Source organism: Acinetobacter sp. S4397-1, from assembly GCF_024129285.1.
Classification (GTDB): domain Bacteria; phylum Pseudomonadota; class Gammaproteobacteria; order Pseudomonadales; family Moraxellaceae; genus Acinetobacter; species Acinetobacter lwoffii_C.
The window spans coordinates 208,518-230,801 of the sequence record NZ_JAMXXZ010000001.1; the positions used below are offsets into that span (position 1 = coordinate 208,518).

Annotated in this window: 37 protein-coding genes; 31 read left to right on the top strand and 6 right to left on the bottom strand. The window is 44.1% G+C overall.

Going from position 1 to position 22,284, the window contains the following annotated elements; all coding sequences use genetic code 11:
- Window positions 1-88 precede the first annotated feature (88 nt).
- The 5 genes from NI467_RS00990 to NI467_RS01010 all read right to left on the bottom strand — a co-directional run bounded on the left by NI467_RS00990 (window position 89) and on the right by NI467_RS01010 (window position 3,696).
- Window positions 89-529: an Rrf2 family transcriptional regulator gene (locus tag NI467_RS00990; RefSeq protein WP_174660280.1), complete on the bottom strand. Its 441-nt coding sequence runs from the start codon at window positions 527-529 to the stop codon at window positions 89-91.
- A gap of 91 nt (window positions 530-620) precedes the next feature.
- The gene (hmpA, locus tag NI467_RS00995; RefSeq protein ID WP_174660279.1) at window positions 621-1,829 is read right to left on the bottom strand and encodes an NO-inducible flavohemoprotein; all 1,209 of its coding nucleotides are present in this window, start codon (window positions 1,827-1,829) and stop codon (window positions 621-623) included.
- A gap of 150 nt (window positions 1,830-1,979) precedes the next feature.
- Window positions 1,980-2,297, bottom strand: a complete 318-nt coding sequence (locus tag NI467_RS01000) for a hypothetical protein (protein ID WP_253150443.1) — start codon at window positions 2,295-2,297, stop codon at window positions 1,980-1,982.
- A 13-nt stretch (window positions 2,298-2,310) separates the two neighbouring features.
- On the bottom strand, window positions 2,311-2,475 hold the full coding sequence (locus tag NI467_RS01005; protein WP_253150445.1) for a hypothetical protein: 165 nt from the start codon (window positions 2,473-2,475) through the stop codon (window positions 2,311-2,313).
- Between the two features lie 18 nt (window positions 2,476-2,493).
- Complete coding sequence (locus NI467_RS01010; RefSeq protein WP_253150447.1) at window positions 2,494-3,696, bottom strand: PLP-dependent transferase; 1,203 nt, start codon at window positions 3,694-3,696, stop codon at window positions 2,494-2,496.
- A 757-nt stretch (window positions 3,697-4,453) separates the two neighbouring features.
- Between NI467_RS01010 and rpsJ the strand changes: the two genes are divergently transcribed.
- The 29 genes from rpsJ (at window position 4,454) to NI467_RS01155 (ending at window position 19,711) form a co-directional block, all read left to right on the top strand.
- Window positions 4,454-4,765, top strand: a complete 312-nt coding sequence (rpsJ, locus tag NI467_RS01015; RefSeq protein ID WP_000070912.1) for a 30S ribosomal protein S10 — start codon at window positions 4,454-4,456, stop codon at window positions 4,763-4,765.
- 59 nt (window positions 4,766-4,824) lie between these two features.
- Window positions 4,825-5,463 carry a 50S ribosomal protein L3 gene (rplC, locus tag NI467_RS01020; RefSeq protein ID WP_151203991.1) on the top strand — a complete coding sequence of 213 codons (639 nt, stop codon included), beginning with the start codon at window positions 4,825-4,827 and terminating at the stop codon, window positions 5,461-5,463.
- A gap of 11 nt (window positions 5,464-5,474) precedes the next feature.
- Window positions 5,475-6,077, top strand: coding sequence for a 50S ribosomal protein L4 (gene rplD, locus NI467_RS01025; RefSeq protein WP_151203990.1), 603 nt, complete (start codon window positions 5,475-5,477; stop codon window positions 6,075-6,077).
- Window positions 6,074-6,394: a 50S ribosomal protein L23 gene (gene rplW / locus NI467_RS01030; protein WP_151203989.1), complete on the top strand. Its 321-nt coding sequence runs from the start codon at window positions 6,074-6,076 to the stop codon at window positions 6,392-6,394. Before rplD ends, rplW begins: the two co-directional genes overlap by 4 nt.
- Window positions 6,395-6,405: 11 nt before the next feature.
- Window positions 6,406-7,230 (top strand): 50S ribosomal protein L2, encoded by an 825-nt coding sequence (gene rplB / locus NI467_RS01035; protein WP_151203988.1) that lies wholly within the window; start codon window positions 6,406-6,408, stop codon window positions 7,228-7,230.
- A gap of 19 nt (window positions 7,231-7,249) precedes the next feature.
- The gene (gene rpsS, locus NI467_RS01040) at window positions 7,250-7,525 is read left to right on the top strand and encodes a 30S ribosomal protein S19 (protein WP_004281508.1); all 276 of its coding nucleotides are present in this window, start codon (window positions 7,250-7,252) and stop codon (window positions 7,523-7,525) included.
- 11 nt (window positions 7,526-7,536) lie between these two features.
- On the top strand, window positions 7,537-7,866 hold the full coding sequence (rplV, locus tag NI467_RS01045; RefSeq protein WP_001982638.1) for a 50S ribosomal protein L22: 330 nt from the start codon (window positions 7,537-7,539) through the stop codon (window positions 7,864-7,866).
- A gap of 1 nt (window position 7,867) precedes the next feature.
- Window positions 7,868-8,620 carry a 30S ribosomal protein S3 gene (rpsC, locus tag NI467_RS01050; protein ID WP_151203987.1) on the top strand — a complete coding sequence of 251 codons (753 nt, stop codon included), beginning with the start codon at window positions 7,868-7,870 and terminating at the stop codon, window positions 8,618-8,620.
- A 3-nt stretch (window positions 8,621-8,623) separates the two neighbouring features.
- The gene (gene rplP / locus NI467_RS01055) at window positions 8,624-9,037 is read left to right on the top strand and encodes a 50S ribosomal protein L16 (RefSeq protein WP_151203986.1); all 414 of its coding nucleotides are present in this window, start codon (window positions 8,624-8,626) and stop codon (window positions 9,035-9,037) included.
- Window positions 9,037-9,234 carry a 50S ribosomal protein L29 gene (gene rpmC, locus NI467_RS01060; RefSeq protein ID WP_151203985.1) on the top strand — a complete coding sequence of 66 codons (198 nt, stop codon included), beginning with the start codon at window positions 9,037-9,039 and terminating at the stop codon, window positions 9,232-9,234. The genes rplP and rpmC overlap by 1 nt, the downstream gene beginning before the upstream one ends.
- Window positions 9,231-9,488, top strand: coding sequence for a 30S ribosomal protein S17 (gene rpsQ, locus NI467_RS01065; protein ID WP_151203984.1), 258 nt, complete (start codon window positions 9,231-9,233; stop codon window positions 9,486-9,488). Before rpmC ends, rpsQ begins: the two co-directional genes overlap by 4 nt.
- 91 nt (window positions 9,489-9,579) lie before the next feature.
- Window positions 9,580-9,948: a 50S ribosomal protein L14 gene (gene rplN / locus NI467_RS01070; protein ID WP_001982634.1), complete on the top strand. Its 369-nt coding sequence runs from the start codon at window positions 9,580-9,582 to the stop codon at window positions 9,946-9,948.
- 9 nt (window positions 9,949-9,957) lie between these two features.
- Window positions 9,958-10,275: a 50S ribosomal protein L24 gene (gene rplX / locus NI467_RS01075; protein ID WP_151203983.1), complete on the top strand. Its 318-nt coding sequence runs from the start codon at window positions 9,958-9,960 to the stop codon at window positions 10,273-10,275.
- A 16-nt stretch (window positions 10,276-10,291) separates the two neighbouring features.
- Entirely contained in the window at window positions 10,292-10,828 is a 537-nt protein-coding gene (rplE, locus tag NI467_RS01080; protein WP_151203982.1) for a 50S ribosomal protein L5, read from the top strand.
- A 9-nt stretch (window positions 10,829-10,837) separates the two neighbouring features.
- Window positions 10,838-11,143: a 30S ribosomal protein S14 gene (gene rpsN, locus NI467_RS01085; protein WP_151203981.1), complete on the top strand. Its 306-nt coding sequence runs from the start codon at window positions 10,838-10,840 to the stop codon at window positions 11,141-11,143.
- A gap of 12 nt (window positions 11,144-11,155) precedes the next feature.
- Window positions 11,156-11,551, top strand: a complete 396-nt coding sequence (rpsH, locus tag NI467_RS01090) for a 30S ribosomal protein S8 (RefSeq protein WP_151203980.1) — start codon at window positions 11,156-11,158, stop codon at window positions 11,549-11,551.
- Between the two features lie 13 nt (window positions 11,552-11,564).
- Window positions 11,565-12,098, top strand: a complete 534-nt coding sequence (gene rplF / locus NI467_RS01095; RefSeq protein ID WP_151203979.1) for a 50S ribosomal protein L6 — start codon at window positions 11,565-11,567, stop codon at window positions 12,096-12,098.
- A gap of 14 nt (window positions 12,099-12,112) precedes the next feature.
- Complete coding sequence (gene rplR, locus NI467_RS01100) at window positions 12,113-12,463, top strand: 50S ribosomal protein L18 (protein ID WP_004281497.1); 351 nt, start codon at window positions 12,113-12,115, stop codon at window positions 12,461-12,463.
- A 2-nt stretch (window positions 12,464-12,465) separates the two neighbouring features.
- Window positions 12,466-12,963, top strand: a complete 498-nt coding sequence (gene rpsE / locus NI467_RS01105) for a 30S ribosomal protein S5 (protein ID WP_151203978.1) — start codon at window positions 12,466-12,468, stop codon at window positions 12,961-12,963.
- 6 nt (window positions 12,964-12,969) lie between these two features.
- Window positions 12,970-13,146, top strand: a complete 177-nt coding sequence (gene rpmD / locus NI467_RS01110; RefSeq protein WP_004809788.1) for a 50S ribosomal protein L30 — start codon at window positions 12,970-12,972, stop codon at window positions 13,144-13,146.
- A 3-nt stretch (window positions 13,147-13,149) separates the two neighbouring features.
- A complete protein-coding gene (rplO, locus tag NI467_RS01115; protein WP_151203977.1) occupies window positions 13,150-13,590 on the top strand; it encodes a 50S ribosomal protein L15 in 441 nt (146 codons plus the stop codon).
- A gap of 45 nt (window positions 13,591-13,635) precedes the next feature.
- A complete protein-coding gene (gene secY, locus NI467_RS01120; RefSeq protein ID WP_171478806.1) occupies window positions 13,636-14,955 on the top strand; it encodes a preprotein translocase subunit SecY in 1,320 nt (439 codons plus the stop codon).
- A gap of 20 nt (window positions 14,956-14,975) precedes the next feature.
- Window positions 14,976-15,092: a 50S ribosomal protein L36 gene (gene rpmJ, locus NI467_RS01125; protein WP_000867907.1), complete on the top strand. Its 117-nt coding sequence runs from the start codon at window positions 14,976-14,978 to the stop codon at window positions 15,090-15,092.
- 107 nt (window positions 15,093-15,199) lie between these two features.
- Window positions 15,200-15,556: a 30S ribosomal protein S13 gene (gene rpsM / locus NI467_RS01130; protein ID WP_151203976.1), complete on the top strand. Its 357-nt coding sequence runs from the start codon at window positions 15,200-15,202 to the stop codon at window positions 15,554-15,556.
- 19 nt (window positions 15,557-15,575) lie between these two features.
- Window positions 15,576-15,962, top strand: coding sequence for a 30S ribosomal protein S11 (rpsK, locus tag NI467_RS01135; RefSeq protein ID WP_004281491.1), 387 nt, complete (start codon window positions 15,576-15,578; stop codon window positions 15,960-15,962).
- Between the two features lie 12 nt (window positions 15,963-15,974).
- Window positions 15,975-16,598: a 30S ribosomal protein S4 gene (rpsD, locus tag NI467_RS01140; protein WP_151203975.1), complete on the top strand. Its 624-nt coding sequence runs from the start codon at window positions 15,975-15,977 to the stop codon at window positions 16,596-16,598.
- Between the two features lie 16 nt (window positions 16,599-16,614).
- Window positions 16,615-17,622 (top strand): DNA-directed RNA polymerase subunit alpha, encoded by a 1,008-nt coding sequence (locus NI467_RS01145; RefSeq protein ID WP_151203974.1) that lies wholly within the window; start codon window positions 16,615-16,617, stop codon window positions 17,620-17,622.
- Window positions 17,623-17,641: 19 nt separating this feature from the next.
- Window positions 17,642-18,007 (top strand): 50S ribosomal protein L17, encoded by a 366-nt coding sequence (gene rplQ, locus NI467_RS01150; protein WP_151203973.1) that lies wholly within the window; start codon window positions 17,642-17,644, stop codon window positions 18,005-18,007.
- Window positions 18,008-18,220: 213 nt separating this feature from the next.
- Complete coding sequence (locus tag NI467_RS01155; protein WP_253150449.1) at window positions 18,221-19,711, top strand: NAD(P)/FAD-dependent oxidoreductase; 1,491 nt, start codon at window positions 18,221-18,223, stop codon at window positions 19,709-19,711.
- A gap of 57 nt (window positions 19,712-19,768) precedes the next feature.
- Here NI467_RS01155 and NI467_RS01160 read toward each other — a convergent pair whose 3' ends face one another.
- Window positions 19,769-20,941, bottom strand: a complete 1,173-nt coding sequence (locus tag NI467_RS01160; protein ID WP_253150451.1) for an acyl-CoA dehydrogenase family protein — start codon at window positions 20,939-20,941, stop codon at window positions 19,769-19,771.
- A gap of 183 nt (window positions 20,942-21,124) precedes the next feature.
- Here NI467_RS01160 and NI467_RS01165 point away from each other — a divergent pair, with 183 nt between their 5' ends.
- Window positions 21,125-21,382 carry a succinate dehydrogenase assembly factor 2 gene (locus tag NI467_RS01165; protein WP_151206744.1) on the top strand — a complete coding sequence of 86 codons (258 nt, stop codon included), beginning with the start codon at window positions 21,125-21,127 and terminating at the stop codon, window positions 21,380-21,382.
- A complete protein-coding gene (locus NI467_RS01170; RefSeq protein WP_253150453.1) occupies window positions 21,375-21,758 on the top strand; it encodes a hypothetical protein in 384 nt (127 codons plus the stop codon). The genes NI467_RS01165 and NI467_RS01170 overlap by 8 nt, the downstream gene beginning before the upstream one ends.
- Window positions 21,759-22,284 lie beyond the last annotated feature (526 nt).

Genomic DNA, 22,284 nt, shown 5'->3' on the forward strand with positions numbered 1-22,284 from the left:
GACTAATATACAAGGAACTATTATAAAGGAAGTCGGGCAGGCAAGCGAACTTTAGCGCTGTTCAGCCGCAAAGAGGGGGAAATAGCTGTTAAAGATTAATCAGGTTGATGGGGGACTGAAGGCTAAAATGCCCTTGAACAGGCTGAATCACATCGCCCAGAATATACTGATCCAGACTGGCATAGAACTGTTCCATAGCTTGATCCAGAATACCTTTTAAACCGCAGCCATAGCGCAGTACGCAGGGAGGATCATTGCATTCCACAATCTGGTTGTCACGTTGTAAAATCCGCACAATCTGCCCGAGCTGAAGTTTCAAAGTATCCGGATTCAGGCGTACTCCTCCACCTTTGCCGCGGGTGGTAATCAGCCAGTTTTGCTTTGCCATAAAATGGACAATTTTCATCGCATGGTTTTGCGAAACTTCCAGGCGCTCGGCCAGCTCAGCAATCGTATAAGGGAGATCACGGGGTTGTGCAACATACATCAGTATACGAAGCGCATAATCAGTGAATTTATTCAGTTGCATGATAATACTGAGATTTTTGATTAAAAAAATTGGGGCTAGTCTAGCATAACCAAACTAACCCCCTTTTTTTATTTTGTGTCTGTGTTGCCGCTTAGTGGTGTACACCACCTGTGCCAAAGGCTTCACTGTGAATGTTTTCAGCCGGAATACCGCGAGCCAGCAGTACTTTTTGCTGTTCAGCCATAAATGGCATTGGGCCGCAAAGGTAGTAGTCTGCATTTGTTGGTAGTAAGGCACTGTCGAGGCTGCTAAGGTCTAAACGACCTGCAATGTCAAAGTCTTCGCCTAATTTGTCGCTGGCATGCGGAAACTCATAGGCAGTCACTGTGCTTAAGCGAGGATATTTTGCTTTTAAATCCTGAATATGCTGTTTCATGGCATGCACTTGTTTGCTGCGACACGCATGGATGAAAGTGACGGGTTGTGGCATATCTAAAGTAACCAGTTGATTCAGCATGGCAATCATCGGGGTGAGGCCTACACCACCACTGATAAATACATTACGTTTATTTGCATCAATCAGGTAAAAATTACCTGTTGGCGCAGACACTTCAATTTCTGAACCTTCTGGCAGGCTATGTAAAGTATTAGAGACCCAGCCCGGAATTAAATCATCTTTTTGATCTTCGCGTTTGACCGAGATACGCAGATAGTCCGCTTGCGGGCAAGTGGACAGCGTATATTGACGAGGCTGTCTTAAGTTGAGTTCCGGCACAAAGACACGAACAGAAATGTATTGTCCTGCTTCGTATTTTGGCAAATCGCCACTGTCTACAGGGGTAAGGTAGAAAGAAGTAATTTCATCACTTTCCACTACTTTTTTGGCAATTTTAAAATTGCGCCAGCCTAACCAGCTGCCTTTGGTTTGCTGATGTTGATCATAAATGGCTTTTTCAGTGTTAATGAATAAATCCGCCAATTGACCATAAGCCGCAGCCCAAGCATCAATTAAAGGATCTTCCATTGAAATATTGAGTACTTCACTGATGGAATGCAGCAGGTTTTCCCCCACAATATTATAATCCGGCGCTTGAATATTCAGGCTGACATGTTTGTGGGCGATCAGTTCAACCACAGGCAAAAGCACAGAAGGATCTTCAATGTTTTCCGCATAGGCCAACACTGCCCCTGCCAAGGCTTGTGCTTGCGCGCCGCTACGCTGATGGCCCATATTGAAGGTTTCTTTTAAGTCTGGATTATTGCCCAGCATGCGGTTATAGAAATAACCTGTTAGTGCAACCCCATTTTCACGAAGAACAGGAACAGTGGCTTTTACAAGATCAATTTGCTGCGGAGTCATAGCTGATTTCTCATGGGTGTTATCTATAAGATGTATTTAAAATACATTTTTAGAAATGGTTTTACAATAGCCATCACTTAAATACCCATAAAAAAATTATGGAATATAAGAATATTCTATAATGAAGAGGTTAATGATCGAAGGAATAGATTATTTTTTACGAACAGGGCGCCCAATAAACCTTAGATAACTTTCTCTCCACTCCTGCCATCCCCAGCTACGTGCAGCACTTTTGATAAAAGCTCTAAATGTATCTTGAAACAGTTTTTGATGTTGCTTGGCAGTGGGTTCAGCTGCTTTTTGCTGTAACATCTCAACCGCATTTTCACCATCCAAGCTTTGTTGGTAAATGCCCGCAGATACTCTAGTTGAGCAGTATTTTGCGTTCTTTGGGGGCAAGTGGGTGAAATGAAGAATAGGGTAGTATCCCCCAGCAACTTTCAACCATTTGCGATATGCCTTGTTCATTCAGATAGCTAATTCAGGCTTTGCCTGTGCCCAGTTCGCCAATGGCTTGGCTTTTAGGCTTAGGGTTTGAACACTGCCCGTTACCCCGGCGATTAAGCCGTGGCGGTTGGCAAATTGTGGTTGTCAGACCCTCTCTGTGTATGGGCAATTTTTTGGCAATCACGGTTGCTGCACCCATATTATTTCCTATTTTGATTTATTCATGTTGCTGCTGAGCTAACTGTTTTAATGCATTTTCTATATCTTGAATTAAATCTGCAGGATGTTCTAGACCAATACAGAAGCGAACCAGGAAGCCCTCTTTCAAATGTGAATGTTGAAGCATGCGCATCTCTTTTAAGTCATAAAGCATGACCAGGCTAACCGGCCCACCCCAGCTAAATCCGAGCTTGAACAGTTGCAGGGCATCGCAGAAGGTACGAATATCTTCTAAAGTGTATTCAGGTTTAAAAATCACACTGACCAGACCGGCACTTTGTCCATCTTTGCAAATTTCTTGCCAGTATTTATGACCTGCGGCATGCGCATCGGCAGGATGTAAGACCTGAACAAATTCATTTCGCTGTTGAAGCCAAGCCAGCAGTTTTAAACAGCTTTGAGCTTGATGTTGATAACGCAGTTGCATGGATGCCAGGCTGCGTTGCACTTGTGCCACATCATCACCGGACACGCTAATGCCTTGAATTGCATGTATGCGGAACAACTGATGATGCAGCTTTTGATCCCGTGTCACCACAGAGCCCATCAAGATGTCACCACCGCCGCTTGGATATTTGGTCAACGCATGCACGGTTATATCTACCGCTAAATGTTCCGCACCAAAGTCAAAGGCATTAAATGCCAGACCTGCTCCCCAGGTATTATCGAGTGCAGTCAAGACATGATGTTTCTGCGCCTTTTGAACTAGAGCGGTCAGATCCGGAAATTCCAGCGTTACTGAACCTGCGGCTTCGAGCCAAATCAGTTTAGCTTTTTCTGTAGGCTGGAATGAACTGGCCTCTAGCGGATTATAGACCTTTACCGTAATACCATAGCGGCTTTCCAGATTACGCAGATGCTCCATGTTGGGGCCATAAATATTGTCTGCTACCCAGACTTCATCCCCCTGCGCAAGAAAACAGGAATTGACGAGGTTAATGGCCGACAAGCCGCTGGGAGCCAGCAAGCAGTATTGTCCGCCTTCAAGCTGAGCAATGTTGTCGGCTAATGTAAATGTGGTAGGTGTGCCATGGGTGCCATAACTATAATCATAGTCATCGCTCCAGTGGCGATTAAACAATGCATCCGTGGTTTCAAAAATGATGGTGGATGCACGATAAAGGGGAGGCTGAACCGTAGAAATATATTGAGGAGCCTTTCGCGGTGCATGAATCAGGGCGGTTTGTGGATTTTTTTTCACGTAAATGCGCTCAAATGTAAGTCGTTATTGTCCTAGCTTAAGAGAATCTCGAGGGCGCGACTAGGGCTATGAAGATGGTTGAAAAGCTTTATCTGGTTTTAGGGTGGATGGTGTGTTGTAAAATCGGCTTTTACGGCGGGATTAAAATAGCTCAACTCAGAGTAGGCTAGATCTAATAAGCATTTATCTTATGACCCATATTAAAAAAGCTGGCGAGGCCCTTATGCACAGAGTGGAGTAATAGCGAATCCCCATCTTGATCAGCTCGAGCGGTTTGGTAAAAGTATGCTTGTTTCTTAATATATTTTTGAAATAACTCAGTGAGTTTAAGAACTTTTGAGAAAGATAAAAAGAGTTGACGCAGTGCTCGAGCCTGTATCTTCAAGTCTGGCAGAAAGTGGAAAATGAATAAAAAATGCTTTATGGAGGAAAATAGCGACTCAAGCATGCAATTAAAAAAGAAGCGACTGGGTCAATGCTGATACTTCCAGAAAAATAAATGGCCAATTCAGAAAATGCAGTTAAATAGCCGGATAAAACTGTAAAAGGCATTTGCTTATGCATTAAACAATGACTATAATGAGCGACCCTTCAATAGGAAGGGGTTAACTGCGAAGAAAGTAGTTAACTATCGTTACAGTCATGGCATCGATCATGACCTTGGTGATATTTCACTGCTCTTGACACTTACCTTGAAATAGTGGGGTGAGATGCGTCAAGAGTGATTCTTTATATATTTGGCTTGGAGTTAACTGGTATGTCTAACCAGAGAATTCGTATCCGTCTTAAGTCTTTTGATCACCGTCTAATTGATCAATCAGCTCAAGAAATCGTAGAAACAGCAAAACGTACTGGCGCACAAGTATGTGGTCCAATTCCAATGCCTACACGCATTGAACGTTTTAACGTTTTAACATCCCCACACGTTAACAAAGATGCGCGTGACCAATACGAGATCCGCACTTACAAACGTTTGATCGACATCGTTCAACCTACTGATAAAACTGTTGATGCGTTGATGAAGTTGGATCTAGCAGCTGGTGTTGATGTTCAGATCGCATTGGGTTAAGGCTTTCGGTTAATTAACACTCTAAGTTAATTAGGCCGCTTTTTTAGAGGTTTATGCACATGGCTATTGGTTTAGTCGGTCGCAAGTGCGGTATGACACGTGTCTTTACAGACGCTGGTGTTTCTGTGCCTGTTACAGTGATTGAGGTTGATCCTAACCGAATCACTCAAATCAAAACGCTTGAAACTGATGGTTATCAAGCGATTCAAATCACTACTGGTGAACGTCGCGAATCTCGCGTAACTAACGCTCAGAAAGGTCACTTTGCGAAAGCGGGTGTTGCTGCTGGTCGTCTGGTTCAAGAATTCCGCGTTTCAGAAGCTGAGCTTGAAGGTCGTGAAGTTGGCGCTACTATTGGCGTAGATCTGTTCACAGTGGGTCAAATTGTTGACGTAACTGGTCAGTCTAAAGGTAAAGGTTTCCAGGGTGGTGTTAAGCGTTGGAACTTCCGTACGCAAGATGCTTCACATGGTAACTCTGTATCTCACCGTGTTCTAGGTTCTACAGGTCAAAACCAGACCCCTGGTCGCGTGTTCAAAGGCAAAAAAATGGCTGGCCATTTAGGTGCTGAACGCGTAACTGTACAGGGTCTTGAAATTGTATCTATCGACGCAGAACGTTCAGTTCTGGTGGTTAAAGGTGCGATTCCTGGTGCTACCGGTGGCGACGTAACTGTTCGTCCTACGATCAAGGCCTGAGGGGAAATAACGTGAATTTAAATACTGTTTCCGGCTCTGCTGTTGAATTATCAGAAGTTGCGTTCGGTCGTGAATTTAATGAAGCTCTTGTACACCAAGTTGTTACAGCTTACCTAGCTGGTGGTCGTCAAGGTTCTAAAGCTCAGAAATCACGTTCGGAAGTTGCTGGCGGTGGTAAAAAACCATTCCGTCAAAAAGGTACTGGCCGCGCTCGTGCTGGTTCTATTCGTAGCCCAATCTGGGTTGGCGGTGGTAAAACTTTTGCTGCTCGTCCACAAGACTGGTCTCAAAAAGTAAACCGTAAAATGTACCGCGGTGCTATGCAATGCATCCTGGCTGAACTTGTTCGTCAAGATCGCTTGGTGCTGGTTGATGAGTTTGCAGTTGCAGCTCCAAAAACTAAAGAATTGCTTGCAAAACTTAACGACTTGAATGCTACGCGTGCATTGATCGTTACTGATGCTGTTGATGAGAACTTGTATCTGGCAGCTCGCAACATTCCATACGTTGATGTGGTTGATGCGACTGCAATCGATCCTGTTAGCTTGATCGCGTTCGATAAAGTTGTTATGTCTGTAGCTGCTGCTAAGAAAATTGAGGTAGAACTCGGATGAACAACGAACGTTTATATCAAGTCCTGCAAGGACCTGTTTTCTCAGAAAAAGCACAAGTTTTAGGTGAGACTGCTGGTGTTCAAGTATTCAAAGTTGCACTTGATGCAAATAAGCTTGAAATCAAAAAAGCAGTTGAACAACTCTTTGGTGTAGAAGTGGTTAAAGTTAACACGACTGTCACTAAAGGTAAGTCTAAACGCTTTGGTAAAACATTAGGACGTCGTTCTGATGTTAAAAAAGCATACGTCACCCTGAAAGCTGGCCAAGATGTTGAAATGGCTGACTTGGGCGATACCGCTGAAAGCACAGCGGAATAAGGACGAAAATTATGCCGATTCAAAAATGTAAGCCAACGTCTCCAGGACGTCGCTTTGTAGAGAAAGTCGTTCACGACCATCTTCACAAAGGTGCTCCGTACGCTCCATTAGTTGAAGCTAAAAAGCGTACTGGCGGCCGTAATAACAACGGTCACATTACGACTCGTCACGTTGGTGGCGGTCATAAACAACACTACCGTATCGTAGACTTTAAACGTAACAAAGACGGCATTCCTGCTGTAGTTGAGCGTATTGAATACGATCCAAACCGTACTGCGCACCTTGCGTTGCTGAAGTATGCTGACGGTGAACGTCGCTACATCATCGCACCTAAAGGTCTGCGTGCTGGTGATGCAGTTCAGTCTGGTAACGATGCTCCAATTCGTCCAGGTAACTGTTTGCCACTTCGCAACATGCCGATCGGTTCTACTCTTCACAACATCGAGCTTAAAATCGGTAAGGGCGCACAATTAGTACGTTCTGCTGGTACGTCTGCTCAGTTGTTGGGTCGTGACGGTTCTTACGCAATTATTCGTCTTCGTTCAGGCGAAATGCGTAAAGTACACGTTGAATGCCGCGCTGTGTTAGGTGAAGTATCTAACTCAGAAAGCAACCTTCGTTCACTGGGTAAAGCTGGTGCATCACGCTGGCGTGGTGTTCGTCCTACCGTTCGTGGTATGGCGATGAACCCGGTAGATCACCCACATGGTGGTGGTGAAGGGCGTAACAAGGGTATTCAACCTGTAAGCCCATGGGGTCAAAAAGCTAAAGGGTACAAGACACGTACCAATAAGCGTACGACTAAGATGATTATTCGCGACCGTCGCGTTAAGTAACAAGTAAAGGAATCTGACAATGCCTCGTTCTCTGAAAAAAGGCCCATTCGTCGATGCGCACTTGTTCGCTAAGGTTGAAGCGGCTATCGCGGCGAATAACCGTAAGCCGATCAAAACTTGGTCGCGTCGTTCGATGATCCTCCCGGATTTTGTTGGTTTAACAATTTCTGTTCACAATGGTCGTAACCATGTTCCGGTAATCGTATCTGAGCATATGGTTGGTCACAAGCTTGGTGAATTTGCACCGACTCGTACCTACCGTGGTCACGGTGTTGACAAGAAATCTAAACGTTAATAGGTGCTATGATGGAAGTAACTGCTAAATTACGCGGTGCCGCTATCTCGGCACAAAAAGCTCGTTTGGTTGCAGATCTTATCCGCGGCAAATCTGTTGCGCACGCTCTTAACATTCTTAACTTCAGCAACAAAAAAGCTGCAGTTCTGGTTAAGAAAGCGTTGGAATCTGCAATTGCAAACGCTGAACACAATAACAGTTTAGATGTAGACGATCTTAAGGTTTCTACGATCTACGTTGATGAAGGCATGAGCCTGAAACGTATTATGCCACGTGCTAAAGGTCGTGCAGATCGTATTACTAAGCGTACTTGTCACATCACCGTTAAGGTAGGGGTTTGATATGGGTCAGAAGGTTCATCCAATCGGTATCCGCCTAGGTGTTGTGAAACGTCATAACGCTAACTGGTATGCGAATCCGAAACAATACGCTGAATACTTGCTTAAAGATTTGCAGGTTCGTGAGTTTTTAACTAAAAAACTTAAGAATGCAATGATCAGCAATATTCTTATCGAACGCCCTACAGGCGCTGCTAAAGTAACAATTAGCACTGCTCGTCCTGGTATCGTGATCGGTAAAAAAGGCGAAGACATTGAGAAATTACAACGCGAATTAACATCTATCATGGGTGTTCCTGCGCAAGTAAGCATCAACGAAATCGATCGTCCAGACTTAGACGCGCGTCTGGTTGCTGAAGCAATCGCTTCTCAATTAGAAAAACGTGTAATGTTCCGTCGTGCTATGAAGCGTGCGGTTCAAAACACGATGCGTGCTGGTGCTAAAGGTATCAAAGTAGAAGTTTCAGGCCGTTTAGGTGGTGCTGAGATTGCTCGTACTGAATGGTATCGTGAAGGTCGTGTACCTCTACATACGCTTCGTGCTGATATTGACTACGCAACTATGCGCGCTGAGACTACTTACGGTACGATTGGTGTTAAAGTTTGGATCTTCCGTGGTGAGATCTTGGGCGGCATGAAACAAGTCATGAACCCAGCTCCAGCTGAAGAGCGTCAAGCTAAACGCGGTCGCGGTCGTGGTGAAGGTCAAGAGCGTCGTGGTCGTCGCAATGATCGTTCTGCTGAAAAAGGAGAATAATCCATGTTGCAACCTAAACGTACTAAATTCCGTAAGGTGCAAAAAGGCCGTAACACTGGTCTAGCGCACCGCGGTAGCTCAGTATCTTTTGGTACTATTGCGCTTAAATCAGTTGAACGTGGTCAAATGACTGCGCGTCAAATTGAAGCAGCACGTCGTACAATCAGCCGTCGTATTAAACGTGGTGGTAAGATCTTTATCCGTGTTTTCCCGGACAAGCCGATTACTTCTAAACCACTTGAAGTGCGTATGGGTAAAGGTAAAGGTTCTGTGGAATACTGGGTTTGTCAAATCAAACCAGGTAAAGTCTTGTACGAAATTGATGGTGTGAACGAAGAGTTGGCAACAGAAGCATTCAAGCTTGCTGCAGCTAAACTTCCGTTTAAAACCACTATCGTGACTCGGACGGTAATGTAATGAAAACTAAAGATCTACGTGAAAAGTCGGTAGAAGAGTTGACAGCTTTGCTTGATGAGCAACAGCTTAACCAATTCCGTCTTCGTATGGCGAAAGCAACTGGTCAATTGGGTAAATCGCACGAAGTTGCATTGACTCGCAAGACTGTTGCTCGTATCAAGACCCTACTTACCGAAAAACAGGGGAACGGACAATGAGTGAAAATACAGTCCGCACGTTAACCGGCAAGGTTGTGAGCGACAAGATGGACAAGTCTATCGTTGTACTGATCGAACGCCGCGTTCAACACCCGTTGTATGGCAAATTAATCCGCCGTTCAACAAAATTACATGCTCATGATGAGAACAATACTGCCAAGCTTGGTGATGTTGTAACCATTAAAGAAAGCCGCCCAATGTCTAAAACTAAGTCTTGGACTTTAGTTGAAGTTGTTGAAGCAGCTGCTGAGTAATTAACGTTCTTGTTGCATCATCGGTTAATTTCGAGTACTCTTTGAGCCTTTCGAAATTGTGACCGGTGATGCTCGGTTTTGGAGTAGGGCAATGATTCAGACCGAAACTATGCTCGACGTAGCAGACAACAGTGGTGCTCGCCGCGTACAATGTATTAAAGTACTTGGTGGTTCACATCGTCGTTATGCTTCTGTTGGCGACATTATTAAAGTTACTGTAAAAGAAGCAATTCCACGCGCACGTGTTAAAAAAGGTGACGTGATGAATGCAGTGGTTGTTCGTACTAAATTCGGCATCCGTCGTCCAGACGGTTCAGTGATTCGTTTTGACGATAACGCTGCTGTTATTTTGAACAACAACAAAGCGCCGATTGCAACTCGTATTTTCGGACCAGTGACTCGTGAACTTCGTACTGAACAGTTCATGAAAATTATTTCATTGGCTCCTGAAGTTCTATAAGAGGCGATCATGGCGAAGATTAAAAAAGGCGATCAAGTAATTGTGATCGCAGGTAAAGAGAAAGGCAAACAGGGGACTGTTCTGTCTGTTTCTAATGACCGTGTTAAGGTTGAAGGCCTTAACTTGGTTAAGAAGCATCAAAAGCCGAACCGTGTTACTGGCGCTGAAGGCGGCATCGTAACTCAGGAAGCTTCGCTTCATATTTCAAATGTGGCAATTTTTAATGCTACAACCCAAAAGGCTGACCGTGTTGGTTACCAAGTGATTGATGGCGTGAAAACTCGCGTTTATAAATCAAATGGTGAATCAGTGGCGGTAGCGAAGTAATAGGTTGAAATAGGCAATGGCCAGACTTAAAACACGTTACAACGACGAACTTAAAGCTCAGTTACAAGAAACATTGGGTCTTAAGAATGTGATGGAGATTCCTCGCATCACTAAAATCACGATCAACATGGGTGTTGGTGCAGCAGCTGCTGACAAAAAACTCCTTGATGGTGCTCTTTCTGATATGCAAGCTATCTCTGGTCAAAAACCAGTACTTACGTTAGCTCGTAAATCAATTGCTGGTTTTAAAATCCGTGATGGTTGGCCGATCGGTTGTAAAGTTACTTTACGCGGCGAACGTATGTACGAATTCTTAGACCGTCTAATCTCGATTGCGATCCCTCGTATCCGTGACTTCCGTGGTTTCTCTGCGAAATCATTTGATGGTCGTGGTAACTACTCAATGGGTCTTAAGGAACAGATCATGTTTCCTGAAGTCGATTTTGACAAGATTGACCGTATTCGTGGTATGGATATTACCATTACTACGACTGCTCGCACCGATGACGAAGGCCGTGCGCTTATGCGTGCATTCGGCTTCCCGTTCAAATAAGAGGTCGATATGGCTAAGAAAAGTATGATTAATCGCGAGTTGAAACGCGAAGCTACTGTTGCTAAATACGCTGCAAAACGTGCTGAATTAAAAGCTGTAATTGCAAACGTAAATGCATCAGATGAAGAACGTTTCGATGCGATGATGAAGTTACAAGCATTACCACGTAATGCGTCTCCAGTACGTCTACGTAACCGTTGTGGTTTAACTGGTCGTCCTCATGGTTACTTCCGTAAGTTCGGCTTAAGCCGTAACAAGTTACGTGACACAGTAATGCAAGGTGATGTACCGGGCGTTGTTAAGGCAAGCTGGTAAGGAGCACTATAAATGAGTATGCAAGATACCGTTGCCGACATGCTAACACGTGTTCGTAACGCACAAATGGCAAAGAAACAAACAGTTTCTATGCCTAATTCTAAGTTGAAAGTTGCGATTGCTAACGTACTTCAACAAGAAGGTTATATTTCAAATGTAGAAGTTGCGGATGTTGAAGGCAAAGCAACTCTTACTTTGACTTTAAAATATTTTGAAGGCAAACCAGTTATCGAAACTGTGAAACGCGTAAGCCGTCCTGGTCTACGTCAGTATCGCGGTAAAGATGCACTTCCAAGCGTTAAGCAAGGTTTAGGTATTGCAATTGTTTCTACAAGCAAAGGCATCATGACTGATCGCGCTGCACGTGCTGCGGGCGTTGGTGGTGAAGTTATTGCTTTTGTTTCTTAATAGGTGATTCCTCATGTCTCGTGTGGCTAAAGCCCCAGTAACTGTCCCTAACGGTGTAACAGTTACTCAGAACGGCCGGCAGGTCGAAGTGAAAGGCAGCAAAGGTACATTGTCTTTCAACCTGCATGCGCTGGTCGAGCTTAAACAGGAAGAAGGTCAACTTCAAATTGCTCCTAAAGCTGAGTCGAAAGACGCTTGGATGCAAGCTGGTACTGCTCGCGCTGTGCTTAACAACCTTGTAAAAGGTGTGAGCGAAGGTTTCGAACGTAAGTTACAACTTATCGGTGTTGGTTATAAAGCTGCGGTTAAAGGTAACATTGTTAACCTTAACCTTGGTTTCTCACACCCGATCGACTATACGCTTCCTGAAGGTGTAACTGCTGAAACTCCAACTGCAACTGAAATTGTTCTGAAATCTGCTGATAAAGCAGCTTTAGGCCAAGTTGCTGCAGATATCCGTGGTTACCGTCCACCAGAGCCATATAAAGGTAAAGGTGTTCGTTATTCTGACGAAGTTGTACTTCGTAAAGAAGCTAAGAAGAAATAAGGCGCGAGGTTCTTATGAACGAAAAGAAACAATCCCGTTTGCGTCGTGCGAAAAGCACACGCTTGCACATCCGTGCATTGGGTGCGACTCGTTTGTGTGTAAACCGCACTCCGCGTCACATCTATGCTCAAGTTATCTCGGCAGATGGTGGCAAAGTATTAGCGCAAGCTTCTACTTTAGATGCTACTTTACGTGCGGGTACAACTGGTAACGTTGAAGCAGCTCAGAAAGTAGGTGCTTTAATCGCAGAGCGCGCTAAAGCAGCTGGTGTTACTAAAGTTGCATTTGACCGTTCTGGTTTCAAATATCATGGTCGTATCAAAGCCTTGGCTGATGCTGCCCGTGAAAACGGCTTGGAGTTCTAATCATGGCTAAAGTTGAACAAAACGAAGGTCTTGTTGAAAAGCTGGTTGCCGTTGATCGTGTAGCCAAAGTTGTTAAGGGTGGCCGTATCTTCTCTTTCACCGCATTGACTGTAGTGGGTGATGGAAATGGTCGCGTAGGTTTTGGTCGTGGTAAGGCACGTGAAGTTCCAGCTGCTATCTCTAAAGCACTTGAAGCTGCACGTCGTAACATGATTACCGTTGATCTTGTTGATGGTACGTTACAACACCCGATTCATGCTCGTCATGGCGCTAGTCGTGTATTCATGCAGCCTGCCTCTGAAGGTACTGGTGTAATTGCTGGTGGCGCTATGCGTGCAGTTTTAGAAGCTGTTGGTGTACGCGACGTATTAACTAAATGCCGTGGTTCTACTAACGCTGCTAACGTAGTAAACGCAACTTTCAATGGTTTGCGTGATATGACTACTCCTGAGAAGGTTGCTGCGAAACGTGGTCTGTCAGTAGAACAAATTCAAGGGTAATCAATCATGAAAACGATTAAAGTTACCCAGACTAAATCTGCATCGCATCGCTTGAAAAATCACAAGCTGAGCCTGAAAGGTTTAGGTCTGCGTCGTATTGGTCATACTGTAGAAGTGTTAGATACACCTTCTAACCGTGGTATGATCAACCAAGTCTACTATATGGTTAGTGTAGAGGAATAAGCCATGACTCTGCGTTTAAATGAACTTGCACCTGCAGAAGGTGCGAAGCGTGAAGCTCGTCGCATAGGCCGTGGTATCGGTTCTGGCGTTGGCAAGACTGGTGGTCGTGGTATCAAAGGTCAAAACTCACGTAAGAGCGGCGGCGTCCGTCCAGGTTTCGAAGGTGGTCAAACTGCACTTTATCGTCGTTTACCTAAATTCGGTTTCACTAGCCAATTGGCTTTGAAAACTGCTGAAGTACGTTTATCTGAGCTGACTAAAGTTGAAGGTGACATCGTGTCTCTTGAAACTTTAAAAGCTGCGAACGTTGTACGTAAAGACATGACTCGTGCTCGTATCGTACTTTCTGGTGAAATTACTCGCGCATTCACTTTACAAGGTGTTGCTGTGACTAAAGGCGCTAAAGCTGCTGTTGAAGCTGCTGGCGGTAAAGTCGAGGAGTAATCCCCAGTGTCTATGACTCCTAGTTCTTCAGGTCATGTCAACATGATGAAAGGCCAACCATTTCATGTGAAATATCGTGAAATTATTCGTCGAATGATGTTTCTCATTGGTGCGTTGTTGGTATTTCGACTAGGAGCGCATATTCCAGTACCAGGCATTAATAATGCTGCACTTGAAAATCTGTTTAATGCAAACCAGGGCACGATCCTTGGTTTGTTTAACATGTTTTCGGGTGGTGCATTAGAGCGGATGTCTATTCTTGCACTCGGAATCATGCCTTACATTTCTGCATCTATTATCGTGCAGTTAATGTCCTCGGTGGTTCCTCAGCTCGAAGCTTTGAAAAAAGAAGGTGAGCAGGGCAAACGTAAGATTAATCAATATACACGACAGGGCACACTGTTCCTTGCACTGGTGCAAGCGATCGGTATGTGTGCAGGCCTGATCAGCCAGGGAATTACCCTGACTTCTGGTCTGGCTTTTTATGTTCCTGCAGTAACTTCTCTGGTCGCGGGAACCATGTTCCTGATGTGGCTGGGTGAACAGATTACTGAGCGTGGGGTGGGAAATGGTATTTCCATGATCATCTTCGCAGGTATTGTTGCAGGATTGCCGAACCTGGTTATGCAGTCTCTGACTTCTGTAGATAATGGTCAGACAAGTCTGATTGGCCTTGCCATATTTGGATTGTTATCTATTGCCGTGCTTGCAGCAATTGTATTTATCGAGAAGGCGCAACGTCGTATTCCGGTGAACTATGCCCAAAAGCAGCAGGGTCGTCGTGTATTTACTGCACAGCAAACTCATTTGCCATTAAAAATTAATATGGCAGGTGTGATTCCGGCAATTTTTGCCAGTTCATTGCTTCTGTTCCCAGCGAGCTTGGGGCAGTGGGTCGGTAGTTCGGATCCGAGTGCAGGAATTATCAAGCGTGGTCTGCAAGATCTGGCATTGGTTTTATCGCCTGGTCAGCCGTTGTATTTGGTGCTCTTTGGTGCGTTAATTATCTTTTTCTGTTACTTCTATACAGCACTGGTATTTAGTCCTAAAGAAGTATCAGAGAACTTGAAGCGCAGCGGAGCTTATGTGCCTGGTATACGTCCAGGTGAGCAAACTGCTCGTTACTTAGATCATATTCTCAGTCGTTTGACCTTTATTGGCGCGATTTACATCACTGTCATCTGTTTAATGCCGATGATCCTGCAAAGCTCTTTTGGGATTCCATTTAGCTTGGGTGGAACGTCGTTGCTGATCGTGGTAGTGGTGGTGATGGACTTTATGGCTCAGCTGCAAGCACATCTCACCTCGCACCAGTACGATAATCAAACGTTAATGAGAAAAACGACTGCTCATCCTAAGGGATAAGCGCACTTAGAGGTTTCATCATGAAAGTACAAGCTTCTGTAAAGAAAATTTGTGGTAGCTGTAAAGTTATCCGTCGTAATGGGGTTATCCGCGTAATTTGTAGCGCAGAACCTCGTCATAAGCAGCGTCAAGGTTAATCTGATCAAGACCTGTTGATTTCAGTAGGCGAATTGGGTTATTATCCGCCCCTCAAGATTTTTGTGGGGCGGTTGATTATCTTAACTGCCTTTTTGGAGAAAATTGAATGGCTCGTATTGCCGGTGTAAACATTCCGGATAACAAGCATGCTGTTATCTCTCTAACGTATATCTTTGGTATTGGTCGCCACACTGCTAAGACTATCTTAGCTGCTGCAGGTATCCCAACTACTACTAAGATCCGTGAGTTAGATGACACTCAGCTTGATGCGATTCGTGCAGAAGTTGCCAAGGTTCCGACCGAAGGTGATTTACGTCGCGAAATTTCCATGAACATTAAACGTTTAATGGATTTAGGCTGCTACCGCGGTCTTCGTCATCGTCGCAGCTTGCCTGTCCGTGGACAAAACACCAAAAATAACGCACGTACCCGTAAAGGTCCGCGCAAACCGATTAAGAAATAAGATTTCTGGAAGCTAAAAGATGGCTAAAGATACTCGCGCACGCAAGAAGGTCACCCGTACCGTCTCTGAAGGTGTTGCACACATTCACGCTTCTTTTAATAACACCATTGTGACTATTACCGATCGTCAAGGTAATGCACTGGCTTGGGCCACCTCAGGTGGACAAGGCTTCCGTGGATCACGTAAATCAACTCCGTTCGCTGCTCAGGTAGCTGCTGAAGTTGCTGGTAAAGCTGCTTTAGATTACGGTTTGAAAAATTTGGACGTCCTTGTAAAAGGTCCAGGTCCAGGTCGTGAGTCTGCGGTTCGTGCATTAGGTGCAGTGGGTTATAAAATTAACAGCATTACCGATGTGACTCCAATTCCTCACAACGGTTGCCGTCCACCTAAAAAACGTCGCGTGTAAGGAGAAACATTCATGGCTCGTTATATTGGTCCAAAATGCAAACTCTCTCGTCGCGAAGGGACAGACCTGCAACTAAAATCTGGCGTTAAACCATTTGACGTTAAGACTAAAAAACATGCTAAAGCTCCTGGCCAACATGGTCAAAGCCGTGCAAAACAATCTGAGTACTCACTACAATTACGTGAAAAACAAAAAGTACGTCGCATGTACGGTGTTTTAGAGCGTCAATTTAGTAATTACTATAAAGAAGCTGCTCGTGTTAAAGGTGCAACTGGTGAAAACCTGTTGAAATTGCTTGAAAGCCGCCTGGATAACGTGGTTTATCGCATGGGTTTTGGTTCTACACGTGCAGAAGCTCGTCAGCTGGTATCACACCGCTCAATCACTTTAAATGGTCGTCGCGTAAACATCGCGTCTATCCAGGTTAAAGCGGGTGATGTAATTGCAGTTCACGAAGGCGCTAAACAACAATTACGTATTAAAAACGCAATTGAATTGGCTGCTCAACGTGGTATTCCTTCTTGGATGGAAGTAGATCATTCTAAACTAGAAGGTACGTTCAAAACTGCTCCAGATCGTTCTGATTTACCTGCTGAAATCAACGAAAGCTTGATTGTAGAATTGTATTCTAAATAATCCTTGAGGTAGCAATATGACGCGTACTGCAAATGAGTTTCTAACTCCGCAAGCGATCAAGGTCGAAGCGGCAAGCGGGACCTCGGCAAAAGTTATTCTAGAACCGTTAGAGCGTGGCTTTGGTCATACTCTTGGTAATGCTTTACGTCGCATCCTTCTTTCTTCTTTACCTGGCGCAGCTGTGGTGGAAGTAGAAATTGAGGGTGTTGAGCACGAGTACAGTACTTTGGAAGGCTTGCAGCAGGACATCGTCGAGCTCTTGCTGAACCTAAAAGGATTGTCTATTAAGCTGTTCGATCAAAATGAAGCTTATTTAACATTAGAGAAACAAGGTCCAGGCGACGTTACTGCGGCTGACCTTCGTTTACCTCATAATGTTGAAGTGGTTAACCCTGAACACTTGATTGGTACATTAAGTGCTACAGGCTCATTAAAAATGCGCCTAAAAGTGGCCCAAGGCCGTGGCTATGAAACGTCTGACTCACGCTTCCCGGAAGGTGAAACTCGCCCAGTGGGTCGTTTACAGTTGGATGCTTCTTATAGCCCGATCAAACGTGTGTCTTATACAGTGGAAAACGCTCGTGTAGAACAACGTACTGACCTTGACAAACTGATCATTGATCTTGAAACCAACGGTACAGTTGATCCTGAAGAAGCAATCCGTAAAGCGGCGACAATTTTGCAACAACAAATTGCAATCTTTGTTGACCTTCAGAAAGATCAAGCGCCTGTGGCTCAAGAACCTCGTGAAGAAGTTGATCCAATCTTGCTTCGTCCAGTAGATGATCTAGAGCTAACTGTTCGTTCTGCTAACTGTTTGAAAGCAGAAAACATTTACTACATTGGTGATCTTGTACAGCGTACTGAAGTTGAGTTGCTTAAAACTCCTAACTTGGGTAAAAAATCGCTTACTGAGATCAAAGATGTTCTGGCTTCTAAAGGCTTACAACTCGGCATGCGTTTAGAGAACTGGCCACCAGCCAGCCTCCGTATGGACGATCGTTTCGCCTATCGTAGCCGTTAATTAAGTAGGACTATTCACCATGCGTCATCGTAATAGTGGTGTGAAATTAGGCCGTACAAGCAGTCATCGTAAAGCGATGTTCCAAAACATGGCTAACTCTTTGTTTGAACACGAGTTGATCAAAACAACTGTGCCTAAAGCGAAAGAATTACGTCGTGTTGCTGAGCCTTTAATCACTTTAGCTAAAGTCGATACAGTAGCAAACCGTCGTTTGGCATTTGCTCGTACTCGTTCAGCTGCAACTGTGGGTAAATTATTTACCGTTCTGGGCCCTCGTTACAAAGAACGTAACGGCGGTTATCTACGTGTTCTTAAAGCGGGCTTCCGTGCAGGTGATGCTGCACCGATGGCTTACGTTGAGCTAGTAGATCGCGAAGTTGAATAATTTCGTGTAGAGTAGCGTACGTTATTCAAAAAAGGTCGGTTGTATAAACTGGCCTTTTTTAATGCCTGAAATTTCTAATTTTGGTTGTTTGGACTCTGTGAAGGATTGTCCTGAAAAGATAAGAATTAAATTGCTTTTAACCAAACTTGACATTGTGTATTGTCAATTTTGTGATTTAATAAAAATAGATACTCGTATAGGTAAAAAAATAATATGGAAAAGCAGGTTGATATTCTGATTGTAGGGGCAGGCATTTCTGGGATTGGTCTGGCCGCCCATTTGTCCAAGCATTGTCCGCAACGTTCATTTGAAATTATAGAACGACGTGAAAGTATTGGTGGGACCTGGGACTTATTTAAATATCCGGGTATCCGTTCAGATTCGGATATGTCGACTTTTGGTTTTAATTTTAAACCCTGGCAAAAAACCAGTGTATTGGCAGATGGACCCTCTATTAAAGGCTATTTGAATGAAGTGGTGACAGAATTTCAATTAGAACCAAAAATTCATTATCAGCATCGTGTCATTAGTGCCAATTATGATTCAGCCAGCCATAAATGGTCAGTAAAAATCGAAGATGCAGAAGGAAAAACACAGACTTGGATTGCAAATTTTGTTTTAGGCTGTACCGGTTATTATAATTATGATCAAGGCTTCCAGCCGGATTTTCCGAATCAGCAGGCCTTTAAAGGACAGTTTATTCATCCTCAGCACTGGCCGGAAAATCTGGACTATCGCGGTAAAAAAGTGGTGATTATTGGAAGTGGGGCAACTGCGATTACGCTTGTTCCAGCGATGGTAAAAGGTGGAGCAGGGCATGTAACGATGTTACAACGCTCACCTACTTATATCGCTTCGGTACCCTCTATCGATGTGGTCTATGCCAAAATGCGTAAGTATCTGCCTGAAGAGATGGCTTATAAGCTGACCCGTGCCCGAAATATCGGTATGCAGCGTGGAATTTATGCACTGGCACAGAAACAGCCAAAACTATTGAAAAAACTGCTGCTGAATTCTGTGAAATTCCAGCTCAAAGGCAAAGTGGACATGAAACACTTTACCCCCAACTATGAGCCATGGGATCAGCGTTTATGTGTAGTGCCTGATGGGGATCTATTTAAAATTCTACGTGAAGGTCATGCATCGGTGGAAACCGATCATATTGAAAAATTGACCGAAACGGGTATTTTGCTGAAATCCGGCAAGCATTTGGAGGCAGATATCATTGTTTCAGCCACCGGTTTAAATATTCAAATCTTAGGCGGTATTCAGGCCACTTTGGATGGCAAGCCTCTCAATACCTCTCAGCACATGTTATATCGCGGTATTATGGTCAGTGATGTGCCGAATATGGCCTTAATTATTGGTTATATCAATGCTTCCTGGACCTTAAAGGTAGATATTGCGGCAGAATATATTTGCCGTTTGCTGAACCATATGGATCATAAGGGGTATGATGAGGTGGTCGCTCAAGGGGATATTAGCGAATTGATGGACGATACGGTCATGGGCAGCTTGAGTTCAGGCTATATCGCCCGCGCGGCGGATGTCATGCCAAAACAGGGGAAACATGCCCCTTGGCATGTCAGTAATAATTATCTGGCCGATCGCAAGGATCTGAAGCAGGCTTCTTTTAAAGATGGTGTGCTGAAATTTAAAACCAAAGTAACTGCTGTTCAGAGCAAGCCACGACTGGTATCCTGAAAATCTCTGTAAAATAAAAAGGAGTACTTGAGGTACTCCTTTTTAGATTATGAAACATTAAAGCGAACGGGCAATCAGCTCTTTCATGATTTCATTGGTGCCTGCATAGATGCGATTGGCCCGGTTATCGAGATAAGCTCTAGCAATTGGATATTCCAGCATATAACCATAACCACCATGCAATTGCAGGCATTCATCTACGACCTTACTGTACATTTCTGAGATTTTGTATTTGGCTGCCGCTGCTGCGTCAACTGCTAACTCATTTTTCAACTGTAACTCCATACAGCGATCCAGATAGGCACGGCATACTTCGATTTCAGTACGCAGCTCTGCCAGTTTAAAGCGGGTATTCTGAAAGGCCGCCACGGGTTTGCCAAAAGCCTGGCGTTCCTTGGTGTATTGCAGTGTATGAGCAAAAGCCGCTTCAGCACCAGCCTGACAGATAATCGCCACAATCAGGCGTTCCCAAGCCAGCTCTTTCATCAGCATAATGAAGCCCATACCTTCCATGCCCAGCAGATTTTCTTTAGGCACACGCACATCGTCGAAGAACAGCTCACAGGTATCCTGGCCTTTCATCCCGATTTTATTTAAAGGTTGGCCTTTGCTAAATCCTGCACGCTCTGCTTCTACCAGAATAAGGGATAAATTGGCGGAGCCTTTGTCGCTATTGCCCGTTTTGCACACTACAATTGCCAGATCACACAGATAGCCATTGGTAATGAAGATTTTGGAGCCATTGATAATATAGTCATCTCCATCCTGAACAGCAGTGGTGCGTACTGCTTGCAAGTCGGAGCCGGTACCGGGTTCGGTCATGGCAATGGCTGTAATGGTTTCACCCGTTGCCATTTTCGGTAACCATTGTTGTTTCTGGGTGGCATTGCCAAAATTTAAAATATAGTTGGCAACGATATCGGAATGTAGGGAAAAACCGGTGGCTGAATCACCGGCATAGGCCTGTTCTTCAATTAGGATCATGCTATAGAGACGATCTACACCGGAACCTCCATATTCTTCCGGCATGGTCGAGCAGAGTAGGCCTAATGCACCTGCCTTGAGCCAAAGCTCACGGTCAACATGCTGTTGCTGCTCATATTTTTCTGTATAAGGAATGACTTCCTGTGTATAGAATTTGCGTACCGTCTCACGAAAAGCCTCATGTTCGGCAGTGAATAATTGGCGTGGTAACATGCCAGCAAGCGGTCGGATCGCAGAGGATTGCATCTTATTTTTCCTGATTTTGTGTATTTTTCCCTAAATTAGGACAAGCCGGTATAGGCAGCAATGAGCAAAAGACTCAAATCCCCGATATATCCTGATGCTTTTGGTCATTTATATGAAATTCCTCGAAATTCAGGGATTGCTTCAGGTAAACTATTCGGGTTTGAAACCGGTTGGGGGAACTCGATGACTGATGAAATAAGCTTAGAAGAACGCAAAGTGATTTATCGTGCACGTCGTGGCTTAAAAGAGCTGGATGTGTATTTTGATCCCTACGTAAAAAACTACTATCTCAGCGCTGAACCTTTTGAAAAAGAAATGTTTGCTGAGCTGGTTGCTCAGGAAGATCCGGATCTGCTGGACTGGTTTATGGAGGTGTCGGAACCGCCACGCCCTGAATTGAAAGACTTTATCCTGAAACTTAAATTCTACGTTCATGGATAATCGTTGTTTCAGGCTGAAACGCAGTAAATGTGCCCTGACGTTTCAGCTATTTATTTTTGCTGTATTGATGTTCCTGCTTTACCAGTTATTACCTCTGTTTCTATGGGGTGTATGTGGTATTTTAGGTGTCTTGATTTATCATCTGTTTTACCATAAAACTCCGCAGGTTGAACAGTTGGAATATTTGGATGGGCGAGAATGGTCACTGAGCACGGTAAAAAAGACCTATCGTGTGACGATTAGTCATGTGATTGATCATCAGGCCTATATCGTGGTGTATTTCCAGCATGCCAAGGCGCGCCCTTTGCTGATCTGGTGTGATCAATTGCCGCTAAAACAGTGGAAATCTTTAAAAGTTCTTACAAAAATGCTGTAATTGTTAGACAACTAGTGCAGCTTTATTTTCTATAAACCTATTTAAAACAAATATATATTTCTCAAATCTCTCTTTTTGTTAGACAGGATTCGTTGTTTATTGAGGGGAAGAGTGAATTGTCTGACAATTTTCCTGCTGGTTTTTTGATAAGCAGGTACATTGAAGTCACCAACGCCAGCAGAGGAGATCATGATGGAATTTCCAGTGTGGATGTTTCTGATCGCAGCAATTGTTTTAGCCTTGGTCATTGGAAGACTTGGAACAATATTGAAGGAAAAATTTTCACCTAAACCCTAATAAAGCCTATTTAAGTGCTTTCCCAGTTAATAAGTGGCATGTGCTGAACCGTCGCAATGCTACTTTTTTTTGCCCAAAATTTGGGTATTTTTCTATTCGAGTCAATTGCACTGGACTAAATTCATGGCAAAGTGATTGTTTTAGATTAGAGTAAATACTCTTTTATTCCTAAAAAGCTTCTGCTATGTTTAGCAGCATATGGACATCATCACAATTATAGAGGACAGGA